The 23,320-nt window shown below is 66.1% G+C and carries 19 protein-coding genes and 2 tRNA genes; 4 read left to right on the top strand and 17 right to left on the bottom strand.

Going from position 1 to position 23,320, the window contains the following annotated elements:
• Positions 1-58: 58 nt before the first annotated feature.
• From AC1DDG_RS01980 to leuC, 6 genes are all read right to left on the bottom strand, one after another.
• Complete coding sequence (locus tag AC1DDG_RS01980) at positions 59-1,204, bottom strand: D-alanine--D-alanine ligase family protein (protein WP_476874762.1); 1,146 nt, start codon at positions 1,202-1,204, stop codon at positions 59-61.
• Between the two features lie 2 nt (positions 1,205-1,206).
• A complete protein-coding gene (locus AC1DDG_RS01975; protein ID WP_476874761.1) occupies positions 1,207-2,259 on the bottom strand; it encodes an NAD(P)H-dependent glycerol-3-phosphate dehydrogenase in 1,053 nt (350 codons plus the stop codon).
• Positions 2,256-3,002 carry a lysophospholipid acyltransferase family protein gene (locus tag AC1DDG_RS01970; RefSeq protein ID WP_476874760.1) on the bottom strand — a complete coding sequence of 249 codons (747 nt, stop codon included), beginning with the start codon at positions 3,000-3,002 and terminating at the stop codon, positions 2,256-2,258. Before AC1DDG_RS01970 ends, AC1DDG_RS01975 begins: the two co-directional genes overlap by 4 nt.
• A 9-nt stretch (positions 3,003-3,011) precedes the next feature.
• Positions 3,012-4,337: a UDP-N-acetylglucosamine 1-carboxyvinyltransferase gene (gene murA / locus AC1DDG_RS01965; RefSeq protein ID WP_230116830.1), complete on the bottom strand. Its 1,326-nt coding sequence runs from the start codon at positions 4,335-4,337 to the stop codon at positions 3,012-3,014.
• A gap of 247 nt (positions 4,338-4,584) precedes the next feature.
• Positions 4,585-5,187: a 3-isopropylmalate dehydratase small subunit gene (gene leuD / locus AC1DDG_RS01960; RefSeq protein ID WP_230116831.1), complete on the bottom strand. Its 603-nt coding sequence runs from the start codon at positions 5,185-5,187 to the stop codon at positions 4,585-4,587.
• Between the two features lie 10 nt (positions 5,188-5,197).
• A complete protein-coding gene (leuC, locus tag AC1DDG_RS01955) occupies positions 5,198-6,655 on the bottom strand; it encodes a 3-isopropylmalate dehydratase large subunit (RefSeq protein ID WP_230116832.1) in 1,458 nt (485 codons plus the stop codon).
• 111 nt (positions 6,656-6,766) lie between these two features.
• Here leuC and AC1DDG_RS01950 point away from each other — a divergent pair, with 111 nt between their 5' ends.
• The 3 genes from AC1DDG_RS01950 to AC1DDG_RS01940 all read left to right on the top strand — a co-directional run bounded on the left by AC1DDG_RS01950 (position 6,767) and on the right by AC1DDG_RS01940 (position 9,524).
• Entirely contained in the window at positions 6,767-7,486 is a 720-nt protein-coding gene (locus AC1DDG_RS01950; RefSeq protein ID WP_043420062.1) for an IclR family transcriptional regulator, read from the top strand.
• Between the two features lie 157 nt (positions 7,487-7,643).
• Positions 7,644-8,903: an HNH endonuclease gene (locus tag AC1DDG_RS01945; protein WP_476874759.1), complete on the top strand. Its 1,260-nt coding sequence runs from the start codon at positions 7,644-7,646 to the stop codon at positions 8,901-8,903.
• A 54-nt stretch (positions 8,904-8,957) separates the two neighbouring features.
• Complete coding sequence (locus AC1DDG_RS01940; protein WP_476874758.1) at positions 8,958-9,524, top strand: DUF1697 domain-containing protein; 567 nt, start codon at positions 8,958-8,960, stop codon at positions 9,522-9,524.
• Positions 9,525-9,543: 19 nt separating this feature from the next.
• Here AC1DDG_RS01940 and AC1DDG_RS01935 read toward each other — a convergent pair whose 3' ends face one another.
• The 4 genes from AC1DDG_RS01935 to AC1DDG_RS01920 form a co-directional block, all read right to left on the bottom strand.
• On the bottom strand, positions 9,544-11,157 hold the full coding sequence (locus tag AC1DDG_RS01935; protein ID WP_476874757.1) for a GTPase: 1,614 nt from the start codon (positions 11,155-11,157) through the stop codon (positions 9,544-9,546).
• Entirely contained in the window at positions 11,154-12,947 is a 1,794-nt protein-coding gene (locus tag AC1DDG_RS01930) for a dynamin family protein (RefSeq protein WP_476874756.1), read from the bottom strand. Before AC1DDG_RS01930 ends, AC1DDG_RS01935 begins: the two co-directional genes overlap by 4 nt.
• Before the next feature lie 138 nt (positions 12,948-13,085).
• Positions 13,086-13,161: transfer RNA gene (locus AC1DDG_RS01925), tRNA-Glu, on the bottom strand.
• Positions 13,162-13,289: 128 nt separating this feature from the next.
• Positions 13,290-13,361 (bottom strand) — tRNA-Gln (locus AC1DDG_RS01920).
• Positions 13,362-13,707: 346 nt separating this feature from the next.
• On the opposite strand from AC1DDG_RS01920, the gene AC1DDG_RS01915 reads away from it, so the two are divergent.
• Positions 13,708-15,201, top strand: coding sequence for a hypothetical protein (locus AC1DDG_RS01915; RefSeq protein WP_476874755.1), 1,494 nt, complete (start codon positions 13,708-13,710; stop codon positions 15,199-15,201).
• Here AC1DDG_RS01915 and AC1DDG_RS01910 read toward each other — a convergent pair.
• From AC1DDG_RS01910 to metG, 7 genes are all read right to left on the bottom strand, one after another.
• A complete protein-coding gene (locus AC1DDG_RS01910) occupies positions 15,198-15,923 on the bottom strand; it encodes an HAD family hydrolase (RefSeq protein ID WP_476874754.1) in 726 nt (241 codons plus the stop codon). The two genes, AC1DDG_RS01915 and AC1DDG_RS01910, sit on opposite strands and share 4 nt — an antisense overlap.
• Before the next feature lie 35 nt (positions 15,924-15,958).
• On the bottom strand, positions 15,959-17,494 hold the full coding sequence (gene gltX, locus AC1DDG_RS01905; RefSeq protein ID WP_476874753.1) for a glutamate--tRNA ligase: 1,536 nt from the start codon (positions 17,492-17,494) through the stop codon (positions 15,959-15,961).
• Between the two features lie 131 nt (positions 17,495-17,625).
• Complete coding sequence (locus AC1DDG_RS01900) at positions 17,626-18,402, bottom strand: fumarylacetoacetate hydrolase family protein (protein WP_476874752.1); 777 nt, start codon at positions 18,400-18,402, stop codon at positions 17,626-17,628.
• 48 nt (positions 18,403-18,450) lie between these two features.
• Positions 18,451-19,248 carry an MBL fold metallo-hydrolase gene (locus AC1DDG_RS01895; protein WP_476874751.1) on the bottom strand — a complete coding sequence of 266 codons (798 nt, stop codon included), beginning with the start codon at positions 19,246-19,248 and terminating at the stop codon, positions 18,451-18,453.
• A gap of 100 nt (positions 19,249-19,348) precedes the next feature.
• Positions 19,349-20,461 (bottom strand): branched-chain amino acid aminotransferase, encoded by a 1,113-nt coding sequence (locus AC1DDG_RS01890; protein WP_476874750.1) that lies wholly within the window; start codon positions 20,459-20,461, stop codon positions 19,349-19,351.
• A 101-nt stretch (positions 20,462-20,562) separates the two neighbouring features.
• Positions 20,563-21,615, bottom strand: coding sequence for a 3-isopropylmalate dehydrogenase (locus AC1DDG_RS01885; protein ID WP_476874749.1), 1,053 nt, complete (start codon positions 21,613-21,615; stop codon positions 20,563-20,565).
• 130 nt (positions 21,616-21,745) lie between these two features.
• Complete coding sequence (metG, locus tag AC1DDG_RS01880; RefSeq protein WP_476874748.1) at positions 21,746-23,305, bottom strand: methionine--tRNA ligase; 1,560 nt, start codon at positions 23,303-23,305, stop codon at positions 21,746-21,748.
• Between the last annotated feature and the right edge of the window lie 15 nt (positions 23,306-23,320).

The raw sequence follows: 23,320 nt of genomic DNA, 5'->3' as shown, positions 1-23,320 counted from the left end.
AGGCTCGACCAGAGATGGTCAGGACCCGGGGCCGGACGGGCCCGGCCAGCGGCGCGTCCTAGCGGAGACCGGTTTTGCGCTTCAGCGCCAGATAGATGAGTTCGTCGATCAGCTCCGCGTAGCTCAGCCCCGAGGCGGCCCACATCTGCGGATACATGCTCTTCGGCGTGAATCCAGGCATGGTGTTGATCTCGTTGATGATGAGCGCGCCGTCGGCGGTGTAGAAGAAGTCGACCCGGCTCAGGCCCTCGGCTCCGACTGCGTCGAATGCCACGGCGGCGAGCTCCCGCACCCGGGCTATAGCCTCCTCGGGCATAGCCGCGGGGCAGCTCAGTGCGGCGGCGTCATCCACGTACTTGGCGTTGAAGTCGTAGAACTCATGGTCACCGGCGGCCACGGAAATTTCTCCAGGCAGGGACGTCCGCGGTGCATCGGAACCCCGGCCTTCCAGCACGGCGCACTCGATTTCCCTGCCGACGATGCCGGCCTCGATGACGAGCTTGGGGTCGTGTTCACGGGCGGCCTCGATGGCCGCGTCGAGGTCCTCAAGGCGATCCACCTTTGAGATACCCATGGAGGATCCGGCGCGGGCGGGCTTGACGAACACGGGGTAACCGAGCAGGTCGACACGCTTCCGCACCGATTCGGGATCGTTGCGCCACTGCCGGTCCGTCACAGCGATGTAGGGGCCAACCTGCAGTCCGGCGGCCTCGAAGACCACCTTCATGAAATGCTTGTCCATGCCCACGGCGGACGCCAGTACCCCGGCACCCACGTATCGCGTGTCGGAAAGCTCCAGGAGGCCCTGGATGGTTCCGTCCTCGCCGAACGGACCGTGCAACAGCGGGAAAACCACGTCCACCGTGCCGAGTTCCTGCGGCACCTCGTTGGGCGAGGCCACGATAAGCTGGTGCTCCCCGCCGATTTCGGCGAGTGTCACGGTCTGGGACGACGGCGCAACCTCGGGCAGGGAGGTCGACGAAAGTGACCACTGCCCGGTGTCCCCCGCAGCAAGAACCCACTGCCCGGACTTGGCGATCCCGATGGGAATGACGTCGTATTTGTTGCGGTCGATTGCGCCCAGCACCCCGGCTGCCGTGACGCAGCTGACGGCGTGTTCACTCGAACGCCCGCCGAAGAGCACCGCAACGCGGGGCCTGCTCGTCTGGGCGTTGTCCGCTGCGGTCAAGTTTTCTTCCGACACTGTCAGTAATCGCCTTCGGATTTAAGTTCCCGGGCCAGCAGTAGCGGCCCCAGTTGGTCAACGGACAATTTTCCGGCCAGCACGGCGACGACGGCTGCCGTGATGGGCATCTCGACGCCGAGCTTACCGGCAAGTTCATGGACAGCCTGCCCGGACTTGATGCCCTCAGCCGTCTGGGTCATCTTTTCGGCGACTTCATCCAGGGTGAGTCCCTGGCCGAGAAGCCGGCCGGCAGTGTGGTTCCGGGACAGCGGCGACGAGCAGGTGGCCACGAGGTCCCCCAACCCGGCGAGTCCCGCCATGGTTTGTGCTTCGCCGCCCAGAGCCAGAGCCAGGCGGGAGGTCTCCGCAAGTCCTCTGGTGATCACCGACGCTTTGGTGTTATCGCCCATCTGTTTGCCCTCGCAGATTCCCACCGCCAGGGCTATGACGTTCTTGACGATGCCGCCGATCTCGACGCCCACAATGTCCGAGGTGGTGTAAGGGCGGAAATACGGAGAGGTGCAGCTCCTGGCGATCCAGCCGGCGACCGCCGAGTCGGGACACGCCACGACCGAGGCCGTGGGTTCCTCCCGGGCGATTTCCATGGCCAGATTGGGCCCGGACACCACGGCGATGCGGTTGGCGGGGATATCCAGCTCCTGGCCGATGACTTCGCTCATGCGGGCGTCGGTGCTGAGTTCGAGGCCCTTCATGAGGGACACCACCAGGGCGTCCGCCTCCAGCAGGGGCTTCCATTCGCGCAGCTGCAGGCGCAGCGACTGCGCCGGAACGGCGAGGACCACGAGGTCTGCTCCGGCGAGCACCTCGGCCACGTCGGTGGACGCCGTGATGCTCGGCGGAAGTTCGACGTCGGCGAGGTATTGCGGGTTGCGGTGGTACCGGTTAATTTGCTCTACGACTTCCGCGCGCCGGCCCCAAAGCCGGATGCGGCGGTCGACGCCCGAGGCTGTGGCGGCGTCGGCGAGGATCTTGGCGAACGTGGTTCCCCACGAGCCTGCGCCGAGGACCGCCACCGACACCGCGGCACCGGGCCGGGCCCGCTCAGGCGTCATTGTCCGCCCCGCTCCACGTCGCGGCCGTGCTTCGTCTGGTTGTGCGCAGCCGGGTCCCAGCGTTTGGCGGGCGGCTGCTCAGCGCGGAGTTCAGCCAGAAGGCCGGTGACTGCATCCATGATGGCCTCGGTGGCCTCCGTCAGGGTGGCTTTGTCCCTGGGCCGGCCCTCGAAGCGGGAAAGATCCACGGGATCGCCAATCAGGATCCTGGAAGTTTTCCGCGGAAAAAGTTGGAAACGCTTGGCATACCGGGGGAAGACCTCGTGGGCGCCCCAGTGGGCCATGGGCACGACGGGGATACCACCTTCGAGTGCCAGCCGGGCAGCGCCCGTGTGGCCCTTCATGGGCCAGAGGTCCGGATCCCGCGTCAGCGTGCCCTCCGGGTAGATGACAATCGCCCCGCCCTCTGCCACGATCTCCTGGGCGAGCTGCAGGGAGCGGTTGGCACCCGCCGTCGAGCGTTCCACCGGAATCTGCTTGACGGCGTGGAGCAGCTTACCGAGGACCGGCACCTTGAAGAGGCCTGCCTTGGCGAGGAAGTGCGGGGCGCGCTTCTGGTTGTAGAGCATGTGCCCGACGACCAGCGGATCGATCTCGGTGCAGTGGTTGGGTGCCGCAATGAAACCGCCGGCGGGAAGTTTTTCTGTGCCTTCCCATTTCTTGTTCATCATCAGTGTCAGGAGGGGCCGGGCAATCCCGGCGATGATCACGAACGTGATGTGGCTCTTGGCCGATTCCTTCACAGGGGCACGCTACTTCGCAGCAGTGATGTCGAAATCGGCGCCCAGGCCTGCGAGCTTTTCATTGAAGCGCTCATAGCCGCGGTTAATGATGTCCATACCCGTCACCCGGGACGTGCCGGTGGCGGCCAGGGCTGCGATGAGGTGGCTGAAGCCGCCCCGCAGGTCCGGAACATCGATGTCGGTGCCCTTGAGCTGCGTCGGGCCGGAGATGACGGCTGAGTGGAGGAAGTTCCGCTGCCCGAAACGGCACGGTACGCTGCCCAGGCATTCCCGGTGGACCTGGATGCTGGCTCCCATCCGGATCAGGGCGTCGGTGAAGCCGAATCGGTTCTCATACACGGTCTCGTGCACGATCGAAACGCCCTCGGCCTGCGTCAGTGCCACAACAAGCGGCTGCTGCCAGTCCGTCATGAAGCCCGGGTGGACGTCGGTTTCGAGCACCAGCGGGCTCAGCTTGCCGCCGCGGTGGTAGAACCGGATGCCGTCGTCACCGATGTCCATGCCGCCGCCCACCTTGCGGAAGGTGTTCAGGAAGGTCATCATGTCGCGCTGGGAAGCGCCTTCAACGAAGATGTCGCCGCGGGTGACCAGGGCAGCGGAAGCCCAGGACGCAGATTCGTTGCGGTCAGAGAGTGCCCGGTGGTTGTAGCCGCCCAGGTCCCTGACGCCTTCAATGCGGATGGTGCGGTCCGTCTGGACGCTGATGATGGCGCCCATCTTCTGCAGCACAGCGATGAGGTCCACGATCTCGGGCTCGGTAGCCGCGCCGGAGAGTTCGGTGATGCCTTCGGCGCGCGTGGCACTCAGGAGGACCTGCTCCGTAGCGCCCACTGAGGGGTACGGCAGGGAGATTTTGGCGCCGTGGAGTCCCTTGGGCGCGGAGATGTGGATGCCGCCCGGGCGCTTCTCCACGACGGCGCCGAACTGGCGCAGCACGTTCAGGTGGTAGTCGATCGGGCGGTCGCCGATCTTGCAGCCGCCGAGATCGGGGATGAAAGCCTCACCGATGGCGTGGATCAGGGGGCCGCACAGCAGGATCGGGATGCGTGAGTCACCGGCGTGGGCGTCAATGGCCGTGCTCGGCGCCGTCTTGGCGTCCTTCGGATCCAGGGTGAGATCACCGGTCACGGGATCCTTCTCCACGGTGACCCCGTGGAGCTGGAGCAGGCTGGTGACAACCTCGACGTCCTTGATTTCCGGAACGTTCCGGAGCACCGAAGGCTCATTGCCCAGCAGCGCCGCCACCATGGCCTTGGGCACAAGGTTCTTTGCACCGCGGACCTTGACACGGCCAGTTAGCGGGACGCCTCCGCGGATTGTCAGAACACTACTCATTTACCGGTTTCCTCACGACTACTCGTCCCCAAATCCTTACAAAGGCACCAGCTAAGCATATGAGCTTGCGTTACCGAACCGAAATACGGCCCCTTGTGAAAGCCGCCTCCGCGGGACCTGCGGCCAGGCCCCGCGGGCCAGGGAGTGGATCCACAGGGGGCTCAATACAGTATTCACCCGTACGGGCCCGGCAACGGAAAGGCCCGCCGCAGGTTCGTGCGACGGGCCTCCGACTGGGTAACAGGACCTAGGAAAGCCTGGCCGGCAGGGTCTTCGGCTTGAAGGCCGGCCGGGTGGCCTCGTAGGTGGTGATGTCTTCCTCGTGCTGCAGCGTCAGGCCGATGTCGTCGAAGCCCTCGAGCAGGCGCCACCGCGTGTAATCGTCGATCGAGAATGGAGCAACCACGTTCCCGCAGATGACGGTCTTGGACACGAGGTCCACGGTCACCTCGGTGCCGGGGGCGTTCTCGAGTGCCTTCCAGATCAGTTCGATGTCATCTTGCGCCAGTTCGGCAGCCAGGAGTCCCTGCTTGCCCGAGTTGCCGCGGAAGATATCGGCGAACCGGGAGGACAGCACGGTCTTGAAGCCGTAGTCCTTGAGCGCCCAGACTGCGTGCTCGCGGGAGGAGCCGGTCCCGAAGTCGGGCCCGGCCACCAGCACGGAGCCGGCGTTGAAGGGTGCCTGGTTCAGGATGAACGCCGGGTCTTTCCGCCAGGCTGAAAACAGTGCATCCTCGAAGCCCGTGCGGGTGATCCGCTTGAGGTAGACCGCCGGAATGATCTGGTCGGTGTCAACATTGCTCTGGCGCAGCGGGACGCCGATTCCGGTGTGGGTGGTGAACTTTTCCATGGGGGTCTTCCTAGGCTGCGTCGGTCGTCTGGAGGGCGGCGGATTCCGGGGCCGGATCAAGGTCCGACGGCGAGCTCAGCGTTCCGCGCACTGCCGTGGCAGCTGCCACCACAGGCGACACCAGGTGGGTTCGTCCGCCTTTGCCCTGGCGCCCTTCAAAGTTGCGGTTGGACGTGGATGCGCAGCGCTCCCCCGGCTCAAGCTGGTCCGGGTTCATGCCCAGGCACATGGAACATCCGGCGAAGCGCCATTCTGCACCGAAATCCTTGAACACCCGGTCCAGGCCCTCGGCTTCCGCTTCCAGACGGACGCGGGCCGAGCCCGGCACCACGAGCATGCGGACCTTGGGATCCTTCTCGCGGCCGCGGATGATGTCAGCCGCGGCCCGGAGGTCCTCGATGCGGGAGTTCGTGCAGGAGCCCAGGAAGACCGTGTCCACCCGGATGTCCTTCATGCGTGTCCCTGCCTCCAGGCCCATGTACTGCAGCGCACGTTCGGCTGCCGCCTTGGCGTTCTCATCGCCGAAGTCGTTGGGGGAAGGGACCTTGTCCGACAGCGGGACGCCCTGGCCGGGGTTGGTGCCCCACGTGACGAACGGCTCGAGCGTGTCGGCGTTGAGGTCCACCTGGGCATCGAAGACGGCGTCATCGTCGCTGCGCAGGGTGGACCAGTATGCGACGGCGGCATCCCAGTCGGCACCTTCCGGTGCGTGCGGGCGGCCCTTCATGTATGCGTAGGTGGTTTCGTCCGGAGCGACCAGGCCGGCGCGCGCCCCTGCCTCGATGGACATGTTGCAGATGGTCATCCGCGCTTCCATGGACAGTGCCCGGATGGCCGATCCGCGGTACTCCAGGACGTAGCCCTGGCCACCGCCGGTGCCGATCTTGGCGATCACTGCAAGGATGATGTCCTTGGCTGTGACGCCGGGACGGAGGGTGCCCTCGACATTGATAGCCATGGTCTTGAACGGCTTCAGGGACAGGGTCTGGGTGGCCATGACGTGCTCCACCTCGGACGTGCCGATGCCCATGGCCAGCGCGCCGAAGGCGCCATGGGTTGAGGTGTGCGAATCGCCGCAGACCACGGTCATGCCGGGCTGGGTCAGGCCCAGCTGGGGACCCACCACGTGCACAATGCCCTGTTCGGCGTCGCCGAGAGAGTGCAGGCGCACCCCGAACTCCTGGCAGTTGTTGCGCAGCGTCTGGATCTGCGTGCGGCTGGTGAGGTCGGCGATTGGCTTGTCGATGTCCAGCGTGGGAGTGTTGTGGTCCTCCGTGGCGATGGTGAGGTCCGGGCGGCGCAGCTTGCGGCCGGCCAGGCGGAGCCCTTCAAAGGCCTGCGGGGACGTCACCTCGTGGACGAGGTGAAGGTCGATGTACAGAAGGTCCGGCTGGGCGTTGGCGCCATCGCCGTCGCCTTTGCGCACCACGTGCGCGTCCCAGACTTTCTCGGCCAATGTGTTTGCCATGGCCATCTCCCTTCACTGCTGTTGGCTGTTACTTCCACTGAAGCAGCAGAGCCGTGTAATAAGCCAGTCAAAAGATTTGCATCTCAGATAATGAGACGGCAATATCATTACATGGACAATTCTAGTGGAGTCGGTGTCATTGATAAAGCGGCCCAGGTGCTTGACGCGCTCGAGGCCGGACCAACGACTCTGGCACAGCTCGTTGCTGCCACGGGACTGGCAAGGCCCACCGTGCACCGGCTCGCATTGGCGCTGGTTCACCACCGCCTGGTAAGCCGCGATATCCAGGGCAGGTTTGTTCTCGGCAGCCGCCTCGTGGAGCTTGCCTCGGCCGCCGGCGAGGACCGGCTCATCGCCTCAGCGGGTCCGGTGCTGATGCAGCTGCGAGACGCCACGGGCGAAAGCGCCCAGATCTTCCGCCGCCAGGGCGACTGGCGCGTCTGCGTCGCCTCTGCCGAGCGGCCCATCGGCCTCCGCGACACCATCCCGGTTGGTACTCAGCTGTCCATGAAGGCGGGTTCCGCCGCCCAGGTCCTGCTCGCATGGGAGGACCATGACCGCCTGCTGGAAGGACTCCAGTCCGCGCGATTTACTCCCACCGTTTTGGCGGGAGTACGACGGCGGGGCTGGGGTCAGAGCCTCGGTGAACGGGAGCCGGGGGTCGCCTCGGTTTCGGCGCCGGTCCGCGGTCCCTCCGGCCGTGTAATCGCCGCCGTCTCCATCTCCGGCCCCATCGAGCGGCTCACCCGCCAGCCCGGCCGCCTGCACGCCGAGGTGGTCTGCAACGCAGCCCGGGTCCTGACGGAAGCGCTCCGCAAGAACAACGACTGAGGCGAGTGCCGGGTTAGTCCACCTTGGGCCGGATATCGCAGGCTTCCTGCCCTCGGAACAGCACAGCGCTCGTGGGGCTTGGCCAGCTATTGGAAACTCTCTTAGCTGGTACCGGCCCCGACCCTAAATTGTCTGTGCCCCTTGGCAGACTGTGTTTATGGATGGAATTGGGGAAACGCACCTGACGAAGGCAGCGCTGCAATGCGGCTGCGCTCTTCCCCGGGGCGATTTTCCCGGCGCCGATTTCCCGGACGCTGATTTTCCCGTCGACGCGTTTCCACTCGACCCTTTCCCTGACGACGGGTTTCCAGACGCCACTTTTCCAGAGGATCCTTTTCCCGATACCTCATTTGCAGACCCTGCCTTTGCCGGGGCCGCGTTTGAAGACGACGCCGAGTCGGACACCGCCGGCTCGAATACCGTTGCGTCCAGCTCCGCTTCGAGCTGTGCCTGCGTGCAGGACCTGATCGCGGCGGCGGGTTCGCTGCGGCTTCGCGCGGACAATGCCGGGCTGATCGATCAGCTGGCGGGCCTGGAGGACCTCAAATGCGTCATCGCCGGGCTGCAGGCCCGGATTGCCGTGGCCTTTGATGCCTCCCAGCGCCGGGGCCAGGCCCGGGCAGGGGTCCCGGCCGCGGAATGGGGCCAGGGCGTGGCCGCGCAGATCGCCCTCGCCCGCCGCGAATCCCCCAACCGGGGCAGCCGGCTGCTCGGCTTCGCGAAGGCACTCGTGACCGAGATGCCGCACACCCTGGCCGCCCTGGACAGCGGCCAGCTCAACGAATGGCGCGCCACCCTGCTCGTCAAAGAAACGGCATGCCTGTCCGCTACCGACCGGTCCGCCGTCGACGACCAAGGGCAACAATTGGGCCGGCCCGGGCGCGGTCGGGAGGACGATCCCACAACGGGTGACGGCCCAGACCCGGGCCGGCGGGAGGACTCTGGGCACAGTGCAGCTTTCGATGTCTGGCTCCGCCGGCTCTACACCGCCCCCGGGACCGGCGACCTCGTCGCCATGGATACGCGGGCGCGCCTGTTCCCAGCCGGTCTGCGGCGCTTCATCGAGGCCCGCGATGACACCTGCCGCACCCCGTACTGTGACGCGCCCATCCGCTATCACGACCACGTCGTACCGTGGCACACCGGCGGGACCACCAGCCTCGGAAACGCGGCCGGGCTGTGCGAAGCCTGCAACCACACCAAAGAACTCCCAGGATGGAAGGCCCAACCCAGCCCCGGCCCCCGGCACACGATCGAACTCCGGACCCCCACCGGCCACAGCTATCACTCCACGGCACCTCCGCTGCCCGGAACCACGCCGTCCGGAACCAGCAAGACCCGAAAAGTCAGCCAAACCCGCCTGATCAATTCGCGCAACCACCAAGACTGCGGCGAGCATACCGGCGTCGCAGAATAGGACCACCGGCGGCCCACGCCCCTGTCAGCCGCAATCCGGCAGTAGTGTGGGCCCATGACCAGCTACGCAGTGTTCCTTCGCGGCATCAACGTGGGCGGCATCAACATCAAGATGGCGGACCTCAAGGAAGCCCTGAAGGCGTCCTCATTCACCGGTGTGAAGACGCTACTGGCCAGCGGCAACGTCGTGCTGGCCAGTGACCTTGCTCCCGGAGACGTCAAAAAGGAATTCGAGGCGGCACTGAGGCAATCCTTCGGCTATGACGCCTGGGTTGTGGTGCTGACGTCCTCCCGTGTTGCCGAACTGGTGGCAGCCTGTCGCTATCGGGCGGACGACAAAACCACCCACACGTACCTCACCCTGACCTCGGATACCGCCGCACTGGACGAGCTGGTCGCGGCCGCGGAGGCACTGGGCGGCGGCGAATGGGTCGGCGTGGAGCAGGAGAGGCTGGGCCCGGAGGCCCTGGCCTGGCTGGCACCGGCGGGCGGTACCCTGGACAGCCCCTTCAGCAAGCTGACGGCCAAGCCGAAGTACAAGGTTTCCACCACAACCCGCAACCTCCGCACCATGGTCAAGGTCCGGGATGCTGCAGCCGCACTCCAGGACGCCGGGGCCTAAAAGCCACCCTGGCGTCGGGTCATCTGCCGGCGGCCCTGACCGCTGCGTTGAAGGCCTTTAGCCGGCTGATTTCGGTTTCCACGGGTTCCACCACATGTTTCGCCGCGACCTGCGCTATGGCTGTTTTGAGGCGCTTGCGCGCTGACGCCGCCCGGGCACGGGCCGCGCCGGCGGTAATGAATTTCGCGGTGATCGCCAGGAGGATGCCCAGCGCCGCGCCGCCGGCAATCATGAGGGTGGGGATGGGCCAGCCCTCCACGCGGGGCACCTCCGGGATCGGCAACTGCAAATAGCCGAGGACTGCGAGCAGGCCGAGCCACCCCAGTCCGCCCACGGCCGTCAGCAGCGCCAGCCACTGGACCACGTTGAAAACGCCCCACCACCAGGATCTCCGTCCCGCTCTCAAGTCGGCACCGGCGATGGCCTGGTCCAAAGCATCCGGGAGCCTGTCCCTCCCCTGTCGGGCTGCGTTCCGGATCGACGCCCGCCACGGGCCCGGTGCGCCGTCGCTCGCGGCGTCGGCAAAGTCACGGACCGCAGCGTCCGTTCTGGCCCGTTCCGGGGCACCTGCAGGAGGCAGCGAGGTCCTGTTCACCTCGGCATTGGTGCCGCGGCGCAGGTTCAGGCGCCGGAGCGGGTCCGGCCGGAACCGGACCAGCCACCTTGTCACCGGCCAGCCTGTGCGCCGGGTGGACTCTTGCCGGTATGAGCGGCCTACGGCATCGACAACCAGCGGGACGTTGGCCGCGATCGCCAACTCCTCCGCCAGCCGCGCCTTCGATCCGCCCTTCACGCCGGCTGCCTCGCCGGTCCCGGACGCATCCTGCAGCCGTGCGGACGCCCTTGAGACATCCGCGGAGAGCCTCAGTGACAGGGCCGCCCGCTGTGCCGCCACGTGGCCGATCGCCGCCCGGACTTTGTCCACCCCCGCCCCGGTAAGGGCCGAAGCCCCCAGAACCTGGACCTTGCCGAGCCCGTCGCGGACGAGGATGCCCCTGAGCGACTCCAGGACCGGCTGCACATCGGCGTCGGGGAGCCGGTCGATCTGGTTCAGCACCACAAGGGTCACGGCGCCGTGTGACGCCAACGGGGCCAGAAAGTCATTGTGGACGGCGGCGTCGGCGTACTTTTGCGGATCCAGCACCCACACCAGGACGTCAACCATACCCACCAGCCGCTGCACGGTCTCGCGGTTTGCGGCCCTCGTCGAATCGAAGTCCGGCAGGTCAAGAAGTATGAGCCCACTTGATTCGTCCGCGAATCCCTCCACTGGCACAGCGTGATGGCGCTGGCGCACCTCCAGCCAGTCGAGCAGCGTCTCGCTGCCGTCCGCTCCCCAGACACTCGCCAAAGGTTCCGAGGTAGTGGGCCGGCGGGCGGCCGCCGTCGCGATTTCTGCTCCGTGGACGGCATTGAAAAGGGTTGACTTGCCGCTTCCCGTTGCCCCAAAAAATCCCACGACGGTATGGTCGGCTGAAAGTGACCGCCGCGAACTGGCGCGCTCCAGGACCTGGAACGCCTCATCCAACGCCTCAGCCGGCAGGACCCCTCGGGCCAGCTCGCGGGCATTGTTCAGCGCTTCAAGGCGGCTTTGCAGCTGCGTTGCTTCCTTGACCACGCTGTGGCGGCTCATGCGGCGCCCGCCAGCCGGGCCAAAGACCGGGCATGGCCGGCAAGTACTTCGGCCGATGCGCCGCCGTCAAATGCCAGCCGGTCCAGGAAGCGCTGCTGTTCACCCTGCAGCAACGTCTGGCAGCGGGAGTGGAGATCTTCTCGGGCGGTCTGGGCGAGACGGCGTACGGCGTCCTCGCCGAAGAAGGCCTCAAGCAGCCTCTGACCGACGACGGCGGTGCCGCCCGCCACGCCGATCTCAAGTCCGGTCAGGCCTGCAGTCATGGAAAAGACCACAATCATCAGCGCGGCGCCGAGGCCGTTGATGCCGAACGACAGCCACCTGGCCTGCGTCCGCTTGCCCTGGCCCTCGGTCCGGATCAGTTCCATCAGACGCTCCTGCCAAGCCCGGATTTCCGCGGCCACCTCGGCTGCAAACCCCGGGCTGGTTCCGGAGAGGTCGTCCGTGCCCAGCAACTGTCGCCCCGCAGGATCCGAGCGCCAGCGCCGGTCCGTGTCCTCCGCCGCGTTGGCGGCTTCATCAACGATGACTGCCTGCAGCCCCGTCTCGATGGCGGTTTCCACCTTGATGGCCGGAGCCGGTTCACCGCGGAAAAATGCCCCCATGCGGTCCCGGAACCGTCCGATGTTCTGCTCCAGGCTCCGGAAGAACTCTCCCGTGCCCACGAAGTCCTGCCAGCGGGCCAGCACCTCACCGCGCAGGAGCGCGCCGTCCTTCGTGGCGTTGAGGATCCGGGTCACAGCGTCCTTGTAGGCGGCCCGGGCGTCGTCGCCGAGAATCTCCGCGGCGCGGCTCTGTTCCCCCGAGGCCTCAGCCACGCGGTGGACGCGCTGGCCCAGGGCCTGGACGGTTCCGTTGAGCGTGCGTCGGGCAATCTCTGCCCGCCCGGCGGCGTCGGCGGCGAGATTTCCCAGCCACGTCTTGAGCGGTTCAACGGCGGCCGCGGGCAGCATGCCGAACCGGTCCAGGGAAACTTCCGGAATGACGAACAGTCCGGCTTCGCCGAGCCCCTCCCGGGCAAGCATGGCAAGCAGGTCTTCGCTGACCTCGGCCTCGGCCGCCGGGGGGACCCGGTCGAGGACCACGGCGACCATGATGTCCCGCGACGCTGCGTTAAGCAGCAGCTTCCAAGGGACTGCATCTGCATAACGGTTGGCGGTGGTCACAAAAATCCAGAGGTCGGCCGCCGCCAGCAACTGGTTGGCCAGCTTACGGTTGTCATCTGAGATGGAATCGACGTCCGGCGCGTCCAGGAGCGCAATTCCCTGCGGCACGGCGGGGTCTCCCCCCAGGACCAGCGACGAGATCGAAGCCGCGTCCGGCGTGGGACCGGCCTGATTGGCAGGCACCTGGGTGGAGACCACCGAGCCCCGGATGCGGCTGAGGCTCGGCAAAACGCGCTGGTCCTCAAACCAGGGGGCATCTCCGGGGTGGTGCAGGAGTATGGGCTGGCGTGTAGTGGGTCGGATGGCTCCGGCACGCGTCACGGGGTGCCCAACGAGCGCGTTCACGAGGGTAGATTTGCCCGCGCCGGTCGAACCTCCGACAACGGCCAGCAGCGGAGCGTCGAGGCTCCGGTACCGCGGGAGGATGTAGTCATCGAGTTGGGCTACCGAATTGCGGATCTCCAACCTTGCCTGCTCCACGCCGGGAAGCGCCAGCGGCAGCGATACTGAAGCCAGGTCGCCGTGAACGGACTCCAGAAGCGCGACCGCGCCAGCTGACTGCTCTACTGTCTTCTGGCTCTGGGGCGGCCCGTCAGGCCGCGGAGGCTCGGTGAAGGAGGTCACAGCATCATCATGCCAGTTTGGGGAATTTTGCGGGTCAGGCATGGCCGGAGCGCTGGCCGGCCAGTCAAATCGATCCGCCGGGCACCTGGGGCCGGTTAAACAGATCAGGCCCCGGGCTGCTGCCCGGAGCCTGATCATTGGTGACCCCAGCGGGATTCGAACCCGCGTTACCGCCGTGAGAGGGCAGCGTACTAGGCCGCTATACGATGGGGCCGCGTACTTTCCAACCAGCATTTCTGCCGGCCAGCCAAGTGATTCTTTCATACACTCAGCTTGTGTTTCAAATTGACGATTCTCTTTGAAACTCCCGAAAATCTGCGGAACACCGCGGATTTTTCAGAGCTGGGATACCAGGACTCGAACCTAGAATGACGGTACCAGAAACCGTAGTGTTGCCAATTACACCATATCCCAATGGAACTTTCGGGCCGGTTCAGCAGGACCAATCCTGCGCTCCGAGCGCCTCAGCACGAGTAATTACTTTACCCGAGAGTTTTGCCCGGCACAAATCGAACGGACGGACCCTCCAAGAACGGCGCTAAGCGGCCCGTTTCGGTGGCACCGGGACCTCCGTGGCAGGAAAATCCTTGCCAAGCCGGGGAAAATAAGTTTACGCTCGGTAAGTTACCGCCGAGTAACAGCCCCTCCCCCGCCCCCGTGCTGGCCGAGTTGCAGCCACTTTTGATTGTTAGCTGCATCACAGCCCCGGGAGTGCCCGGCAGCAAAGCCGCCGCCGGAAAACCGTCGAGAGGAATTATCCGTGCCACAGAGCCGTGCCACCATGCCCAGCAAAACCCGAACCCGGGCCCAACAGCTTGCCGTCGCCATCCTGGCGCTTCTGCTCATGGCGCTGCTGGGGTTCTACACCGTCGTGACGGGACGCGTCGCAGACGGTTCGGCCAGGTTGCAGGACGGGGCAGAAAGGGCGTCAGCCGGCGCGGAGCAGCTGAAAGCGGGCGCTGGCAAGCTTTCCGGCGGAGCCGGACAGGCCAATGCAGGGTCCGTCAAACTTTCTGAGGGCGCGGACAAGATCTACACCGGCATCAGCGGCAAACTGGCGCCGGGGGCCAACAGGCTCGAAACCGGTGCCGGCCAGCTCGCCGCAGGTGCCGTCAAGGTCGAAACGGATGTCAACAACAAGCTCGCCCCTGGCGTCTACAAGGTGGATGACGGTGCCCACAAGCTTGCGGCCGGATCCGTGCAGTTGTCCGCAGCCCTGACGCCAACCCCGGCGGGGAATGCCCCGAATAACCTGGCCGACGGCGCCACCAGGCTTGACGGCGGTGCAGGGCAGCTGGCGGCCGGAACCGGTGAACTTGCTGCCGGCACGGACAAGTTGGAGGCCGGCACCGTCCAGCTCAAGGGCTACCGGGGTGCGAACAACGATCCCGCGGCAGGTACCGGAACGGCGGCGCTGGCACAGGCCTTGGAGCTGCTGGAGTCCGCGGCGTCGGATCCCGTCCAGGGGCTGGTTCCGTTGTCTGTGGTCAAGGACAAGATCGCCAAGATCCGGGCGGGGGCACAGAAGCTGGACGCCGGAGCCTCGCAGCTGCAGGCAGGCTCGGAACAGCTCAACGCCGGCGCGGCACGGCTGGATGCGGGGGCAGGGCAGCTTCACGCCGGAACGCGAAAGCTGACCGCTGGGTTCAGCACGCTGGCAGGCAGGCTGAACAGCACGGATCCGAACAACCCCGGCGTCGTGATGGGCACCCGTCTCCTCGCGGAAGGAACGGCCAAGCTCCGAGTCGGAATGGACGGTGTGCCGGGAGACCCTGCCCACCCGGGGTTGCTCAAAGCCACCGCCAGGATCACGCAGGGAAGCTCGCGGCTCGCCGCGGGAACCTCGGCGCTCAACGCCGGCATTAAAGGCGACCCCGCAAATCCCGGCAGCCCGGGGTTGCTCAGCGGTTCCAGGGCACTCGCTGCCGGGGCCTCGACGCTCTCGGACGGCAACACCAGGCTTGCAGCCGGCTCCACCCGGCTTGCCAGCGGAGCGGCCAAGCTCGCCGATGGCAACGCCCGGATCGCCGAAGGCACGGGCACGCTCCACTCAGCCATCGCCGCTGTTTCGCCGTCGAACCATGTTGGCCAGTCCGATGCCGCGATGGCCGTGGCGCTGGTGGGAGTCCTTAGCCTCGGCTCGGTCGCTGCCTACCTCATTCTGAGGAACCGGGGACTGCGAATCCAGGTGCTCCGAAACCGGGCGTTCCGAAACCCGGCGCGAAACAGCCTGCCGTTGCAGGAGAGCCCTTAGTCCCTGGCCAGCAGCTCCAGCAGGGTGCCGACCTCGTGCCCCTGAAAGCCCGGGGCGGCCTCCCCGGTGCGGTTCAGCCACACGCCCAGCAGTCCTGCCGCCGTCGATCCTTCAGCGTCGAGCAGGCGGTTGTCCCCGACGTACAGCGTGCTGTCCGCGGAGCTGTCCAGAAGCCGCACGCCCTCCAGGTAGATTGCCGGATCCGGCTTGGGCACCCCCACGGTATCTGTGCCCACCAGAACGCGGATCCGTTCAAGCCCGGCACTGTCGAGCTTGACGCGCTGGTAGTCATGCACGTTGTTGCTCACCGCCCCGTAGGGTACGCCGGCAGCGTCCAGCGCATCCAGGAGGGGTACGACGTCCTCGAACGCCCTGACGTAGCTGGGCTGCAGCCGCGAATAGGAACTGAGCCAGTTGCGGGATTCCTCACCTTCGCCCAGGTCGACGCCGAAATGGCCCAGCGCCGCCCGGCCCCGGAGCAGCCGCTGCTCATTGAAGGTCAGTTCGCCGGCCAGGTAGCGGTCGTAGTAGTGCGTGGTTTCGTGGGTGAAGATCCTGCCGAACTTCTCCCACCCGGCCTGGTCCAGGCCGGGCAGGAGATGTTCGCTGACATCGCGCAGCGCGGTGGTCATGGCGAAGCCCAGGTCAACCAGGGTGTCGTCGATGTCGAAAAGAACGCCTCCCACCGCGCCGAACCGGCGGTCCAGGACGGCTCGCTGCATGGATTCGGTCGCTTCCACGGCCGCCGGCCGGGACATCAGCCGCGGAAGGCGCGCAGCCGCGCCAGCGACGATTCCTTGCCCAGGATCACCATGGACTCGAACAGCGGCGGTGAGATTCTGCGCCCGGAGATGGCCGTGCGCACTGGCCCGAATGCCAGCCTCGGCTTGATGCCAAGGTCCTCCACGAGCGCCTGCTTCAAGGCGGTCTGGATGTTCTCAGCGTTCCAGTCGTCGATGGGCTCGAGCGCCGCCAGGGCAGCGTCGAGAACCTCCTGGAGGTTCTCGGGCAGTCCCTTGCGGGCGTCGTCCGCGACGTCGATCGCGTCGTCCTTCTTGAACAGGAAGGCGAGCATTTCCGGAGCTTCACCCAGCAGGGAGATGCGCTCCTGGATCAGCGGGGCAGCCTCGGCGAGGATCTCCTCCTGCCGTTCGCTCAGGCTCTCCCCGACAAATCCAGCGGCCCTGAGGTACGGGACCAGGCGTCCGCGGAAGTCCTCCGGGTCGAGCATGCGGATATGCGTGCCGTTGATGGCTTCGGCCTTCTTGATGTCGAAGCGGGCCGGGTTGGCGAGTACGTCGTTGACGTCGAAGTGCTCGATCAGCTGCTCCACCGTGAAGATGTCCTCGTCGGCGGACAGGCTCCAGCCCAGCAGCGAGAGGTAGTTGAGCAGGCCTTCGGGGATGAAGCCACGGTCCCGGAGCAGGAACAGGTTCGACTGCGGATCGCGCTTGGAGAGCTTCTTGTTGCCCTCTCCCATGACGTACGGAAGGTGGCCGAAGACCGGCATGTAGCTGGCGACGCCGATGTCCATGAGCGCGCGGATCAGCACCACCTGGCGGGGCGTGGAGGACAGCAGGTCCTCACCGCGGAGGACGTGCGTGATGCCCATCAGGGCGTCGTCGACCGGGTTGACCAGGGTGTACAGCGGGGAACCGTCGGCGCGGACAATGACATAGTCCGGAATGCTGCCGGCCTTGAAGGTGATCTCGCCACGGACCATGTCGGTGAAGGTGACATCCTCATCCGGCATCCGGACGCGGAGCACGGGCTTGCGGCCCTCGGCCTGGAACGCCGCCAGCTGCTCCTCGGAGAGCTCACGGTCGAAGTTGTCATAGCCCAGCTTGGGATCGCGGCCGGCTGCCCGGTGGCGGGCTTCGACCTCCTCCGGCGAGGAGTAGCACTCGTAGGCATATCCGGCGTCGATCAGCTTGGCCACGACGTCCTTGTAGAGGTCCAGACGCTGCGACTGGCGGTAGGGCTCGTGCGGACCCCCGACTTCCACGCCTTCTTCCCAGGTGATGCCGAGCCACTTCAGGGCCTCCAGCAGCTGCTGGTAGCTCTCCTCCGAGTCGCGCGCGGCGTCCGTGTCCTCGATGCGGAACACGAATGTGCCCTTGGTGTGCCGGGCGTGGGCCCAGTTAAAGAGGGCCGTGCGGATCAGGCCGACGTGCGGGGTGCCGGTGGGTGACGGGCAGAACCGGACGCGGACGGGGGTGTCGGCAGTGACTTCACGCGTGACTTCGAGGGGGGCAGAGCCGGGGACGGCGTTGGGCGCAGAAGGAGTAGTCATAGTGACTCCAACTTTACCGCCTGCCCGTTCACGGATTTCGACGCAGGCTCCGGTGCGCACATCCGCTACGAAAACGGACAGCCGCACCGTGGATCCACGGTGCGGCTGTCCGAAATCGGCGCGGAAAGCAGTTAGCGGCGGACTATCGGGTTGGACAGCCTGCCGATGCCCTCGATTTCCACCTCGTACCGGTCACCGGCCTGCACGAGGTCGACGCCGGCCGGGGTGCCGGTCATGATGACGTCGCCGGGGAGGAGGGTAAACGCGCTCGAGACGATGGAAACAAGTTCCCGGACGCCGCGGATCATCTGGCTAGTGCTGCCGTCCTGGCGGAGTTCGCCGTTGAGCCACCCCTTGATGGACAGGTCCTCGGGGTCCAGTTCGGTTTCGATCCAGGGCCCCAGCGGCGCGGAGGTGTCGAACCCCTTGGCGCGGGCCCACTGCAGGTCGGTCTTCTGAACGTCCCGGGCGGTGAGGTCATTGCCGCAGGTGTACCCGAAGATGACGTCGTCCGCGCGTTCTTCCGGAACGTCCTTGCAGATCCGGCCGATGACGACGCAGAGCTCGGCCTCGTAGGAGACTTCATCGGAGAACTCCGGCAGCACGATGGGATCGTTCGGGCCTACCACCGAGGTGTTGGGCTTGAGGAACAGCAGGGGCTGCTGCGGCACTTCGTTGCCGAGCTCGCGGGCGTGCTCCACGAAATTCCGGCCCACGCCGATGACCTTGCTGCGGGGAATGATGGGTGCGAGCAGGCGGACGTCCTCCAGCTTGTGGCGGACGTGCGTGCGTTCCACGCCGTTGAAGAACGGGTCGCCGTTGATGACAGTAATTTCCTCACTGCCGGGCTGGCCTTCAACAACGCCGTAGAGGGGATCAGAATCGACTACAAACCGGGCAATACGCATGGTCCCAAGCCTACAGTCTTGGTTCGGCTCCCCCGCCGCGTCCCGCCGTCAGGTCCGGTCGTGCAGGGTGCGCAGATAGTCCAGCTGGGCAGCCACCGAATTCTCGGCCGCGCGCCGCACTGCCGGATCGACGTCGGCATAGACAACATCCGTGACCTCCGCGACTCCGGACTTCCCGCCCAGGCCGGCGAGGGCCGCCCGGATCTGGCTGAGCCGGTCCAGGCGGTGGCTGCGGTAGTCCCGGACCACGGCGTCGAGTGCAGGAAGGACCGGACCATGCGCCGGCAGCACGGTGGCTGGCCCCAGCAGTTCCAGCCGGTCGAGGGAAGACAGGTAGTCATCCAGACGGCCGTCCGGGTGGTCCAGAACGGTAGTTCCGCGGCCCAGGATCGTGTCGCCGGTGAGCACGGAACCGGCCGGCCCGTCGAGGGGCAGGTGGAAGCAGACCGAATCGGAGGTGTGGCCCGGGGTGGCGACCACCCGGACTTCGGTTCCGGCAACTGCGATGGTCTCACCGGGCCGGAGCGGCGTGGCCCCGATGCAGTGCGCCGGGTCGGCCGCGCGGACGGGCGCACCCGTCAGTTCGTGGAGGCGTGCCGCCCCGGCGGTGTGGTCCGCATGGCGGTGGGTGATCAGGATCAGTTCCACGGAACCAGCAGCGGCCAGCGCCTGGAGGTGCGCCTCGTGGAGCGGGCCAGGGTCCACCACAGCGGCCCCTGGATGGCCCCCTACACTAATAAGGTACGAATTGGTGCCGTCCAGGCTCATGGGCCCGGGGTTCGGGGCCAGGTGGAACCTGGTCAGCGGGCTGCTGGCTTTGAGGGCTGGCGTGGTGTCCGGATTCACAGTCCCATTCTTGCATTTCCGGGGAACGCCGACGGCGGGCGGCCGGTTCGATGCCGCAAAGGCACCACCCCGGCCACCCGCCGTCGTACGTACAAAAGCGTCAGGCGAGCCGGGTCAGCCAGCCGTGGGTGTCGGCGACCTTGCCCGTCTGGATGCCGAGCAGCTGCTCGCGGATGGCCATGGTGGTTTCGCCAGCCTTGGCGTCCTCCGAACCGATGAACTCCGTGTCGTCCTTAAGGACGCCGATGGGTGTGATGACGGCGGCGGTGCCGCAGGCGAAAACCTCGGTGATGTCACCGGAGGCCACGCCGTCACGCCATTCATCCAGCGTGATCTTGCGCTCTGCGACTTCGCGGCCCATGTCCTTGGCCACCTGCATGACGGACATCCGCGTGACGCCCTCCAGAATGGTTCCGGTCAGGGCGGGCGTGACCAGCGAGCCGTCCTTCATCACGAAGAACACGTTCATGCCGCCCAGTTCCTCTACCGCGTTGTCGTTGAACTGGTCGAGGAACAGCACCTGCTTGCAGCCGTGGGCCTCAGCTTCCTGCTGCGCGATCAGCGACGCCGCGTAGTTGCCGCCACACTTCGCGGCGCCGGTACCGCCGCGGCCTGCGCGGGCGTACTGTCGCGAGATCCAGATGGAAACGGGCTTCAGCTCGCCGCCGAAGTAGTTGCCTGCCGGCGACGCGATGACCCGGAAGGACACCTCGCGGGCGGCGCGGACGCCCAGGAATGCCTCGGTGGCGATCATGAACGGACGCAGGTAAAGGGCCTCGCCGTCGCCGGCCGGGACCCATTCCTTGTCCGCGGCCACGAGTTCACGGATGGCACCCAGGAAGTACTCGGCCGGAATCTCCGGCAGGGCCAGGCGGCGGGCGGACTGGTTCATGCGCGCGGCGTTGGCCTCAGGCCGGAAGGTCCAGATGCTGCCGTCGGCGTGCCGGTAGGCCTTGAGCCCTTCGAAGATCTCCTGCCCGTAATGCAGGACGGCTGCCGAGGGGTCAAGCATGATGGGCCCGTAGGCCTCAATCCGGGCATCGCGCCAGCCGCCCTGTCCGTTTTCATCGACGCTGTAGTCAACGATCGCGGTGTGGTCGGTGAAGTAGTTGCCGAAACCCGGGTTCGCCAGGATGGCTGCACGCTCTTCAGCAGACTTCGGGGTGGCCGACGGCTGCTGGGTGAATTCGACGCCATGGGCAGTCTGAGTCATGGTTCCTCCACGGTCGGCTGCCTGGCATGTGAACGTGGTTCAGCATCGGACCACGGCAGCATTTTGGTGATTCAGGTCAAGCTTACGCCTGCTGGACGGGGCTAAACGGCAGCGGCAATGGCGTCGCCAATGGCGCTGGTGGTCCGCGCTTCGCCGTTGCGGCTTTCGACGTCGGCCACCACCGCGGTCTCGATCTTGCGTGCCGCGTCGGAGAAGCCCAGGTGGTCCAGCAGCAGCGCCGCCGACAGGATGGCGGCCGTGGGGTCCGCCTTCTGCCGCCCGGCAATGTCCGGAGCGGATCCGTGAACCGGTTCAAACATGGACGGGGCCGTGCGGTCCATGTTGATGTTGCCGGATGCTGCCAGTCCGATGCCGCCGGTGATGGCTGCAGCGAGGTCCGTGATGATGTCGCCGAAGAGGTTGTCCGTGACGATCACGTCGAAGCGTGAGGGGTCGGTGACCATGAAGATCGTGGCGGCGTCGATGTGCAGGTAGTCGTGGCTGACTTCGGGGAATTCCTTGGCGACGGCTTCCACCGTGCGCTTCCACAGGTGCCCGGCGTACACCAGGACGTTGTGCTTGTGGACCAGGGTCAGCTTCTTGCGGGGGCGCTCGCTGGCGCGCCGGAACGCATCGCGCACCACGCGCTCCACGCCATGCGCGGTGTTCAGCGACACTTCCGTGGCCACCTCATGGCGGGTGCCGGCACGCAGGGTGCCGCCGTTGCCCACATAGGGGCCTTCGGTGCCTTCCCGGACCACGATGAAATCTATGGCTCCCGGGGCGGACAGCGGGCTGCCCACGCCGCTGTAGACCCTGGAGGGACGCAGGTTGACGAAGTGGTCAAGGCTGAACCGCAGCTTGAGGAGCATCTCGCGCTCGATGATGCCGGAGGGTATCCGGGTGTCCCCGGGGGCGGCGCCGACCGCGCCGAACAGGATGGCGTCGCGGGTCCGCAGGTCCTCCAGCACCGACTCCGGAAGTGTCTCGCCGGTCTCCAGCCAGTGCTGCGCACCGAGCTTGTAGTGGGTTTGCTCGAGGGTGACGCCTTCGGCGGCGACCACCTTTTCGAGGACCTTGATGGCTTCGGCGATGACCTCGGGGCCAATGCCGTCCCCGGGGATGACAGCGAGATTGATCGTTGATGCGCTCATGTTTTCAGGGTAGCCAAGCCATCCACATTCTGGTCAAACCGTCTCATTATTCGAACAGCGCCGCGACGGGGGCTTAAACACGAACGCTCCCCCCCTTCCGGTGAAGGGTGAGGGAGCGTCCGGCATGGGGCTACGCTTCGGCCGGTTCTTCGTACTTCGGAAAGACCGGTGCCGGCGCGGGCAGTTCGGTGCCGGCGACAATCGGCGTCGGGATGGCAGCGAACTGCCGGGCGTCGCCCTCCGGCTGCCCCAGGGTGCCCAGAAGGGCCGCCGATGCCCCCGGCATGACCGGCTGCGCCAGGATCGCGACGATGCGAAGCACCTCAAGGGTCACGTACAGCACAGTCCGCATGCGTTCGACGTCGGTCTTCCGCAGGACCCAGGGGGCCTGCTCGGCGAAGTACGCGTTGGTGTCGCCCAGCACACCCCAGATCGCTTCAAGGGCACGGCTGAATTCCTGCTTGTCGAAGGCGGCGCGCGCCTGCTCGAGCAGGCCGTTCGCCTGCGCCAGGATCGCCTGGTCCTCGGCGGTGAAGGTTCCGGGGACCGGCACCCGGCCTTCGCAGTTCTTCGCCACCATGGACAGCGACCGCTGCGCCAGGTTTCCGAAGTTGTTGGCGAGGTCCGAGTTCATCCGCCCCACAATTGCCTCGTGGTTGTAGCTGCCATCTGCGCCGAAAGGCACTTCACGGAGGAAGAAGAACCGGACCTGGTCCAGGCCGTACTGGGCCACGAAATCGGCCGGGGCCACCACGTTGCCCAGCGACTTCGACATCTTCACGCCATTGTTGTGCAGGAAGCCGTGGATCATCACGCGCCGGGGCAGTTCCAGGCCGGCACTCATCAGGAAAGCAGGCCAGTAGATGGCGTGGAAGCGCGAGATGTCCTTGCCGATCACGTGGACGTCGGCAGGCCAGAATTTCCTGAAGGACGCCGATTCCACCTCCGGGTATCCGGCGCCGGTCAGGTAGTTCGTCAGGGCGTCCACCCATACGTACATGACGTGCTTGTCGTTGCCGGGTACCGGAACGCCCCAGTCAAAGGTGGTGCGGCTGATGGACAGGTCTTCGAGGCCGCGCTTGACGAAGCTGATGACCTCGTTGAAACGGGACTGCGGGGCGCCGAACTCCGGCTGCGCCTCGTAGAGCGCCAGCAGCTTGTCCTGGTAGTTGGAGAGGCGGAAGAAGTAGCTCTCCTCGGCCGTCCAGGTTACAGGGGTGTCGGTCTCCTTGGTGTACCGGTCGCCGTCCTCCTTGACCACGGTGTCGTCTTCCACGTAGTAGGCCTCGTCGCGGACGGAGTACCAGCCCTCGTACTTGGAGAGGTAGATGTCGCCGTTGGCTTCCATCTTCTTCCAGATGGCCTGCGAAGCGGTGTAGTGGTCGGTGTCCGTGGTGCGGATGAAGCGGTCGTAGGAGATCCCCAGGGCGGCGTGCGCCGCCTTGTAGATTTCCGCGTTCCGGTCCACGAGCTCCTTCGGCGTGACACCTTCCTTCTCCGCGGCCTGGGCGATTTTCAGACCGTGCTCGTCAGTGCCCGTCAGGAACATCACGTCGTAGCCATCGAGCCGCTTAAAGCGGGCCATTGCATCGGTGGCAATGTACTCATACGCGTGGCCGATGTGCGGCACACCGTTGGGGTAGGTGATGGCCGTGGTGATGTAGAACGGGCGCTTGTCTGGGGAAGTCACGGGCGGAACGTTACC

This window comes from Arthrobacter sp. 10L430 (assembly GCF_056395245.1).
This window is presented reverse-complemented; position numbering and strand designations above follow the sequence as displayed.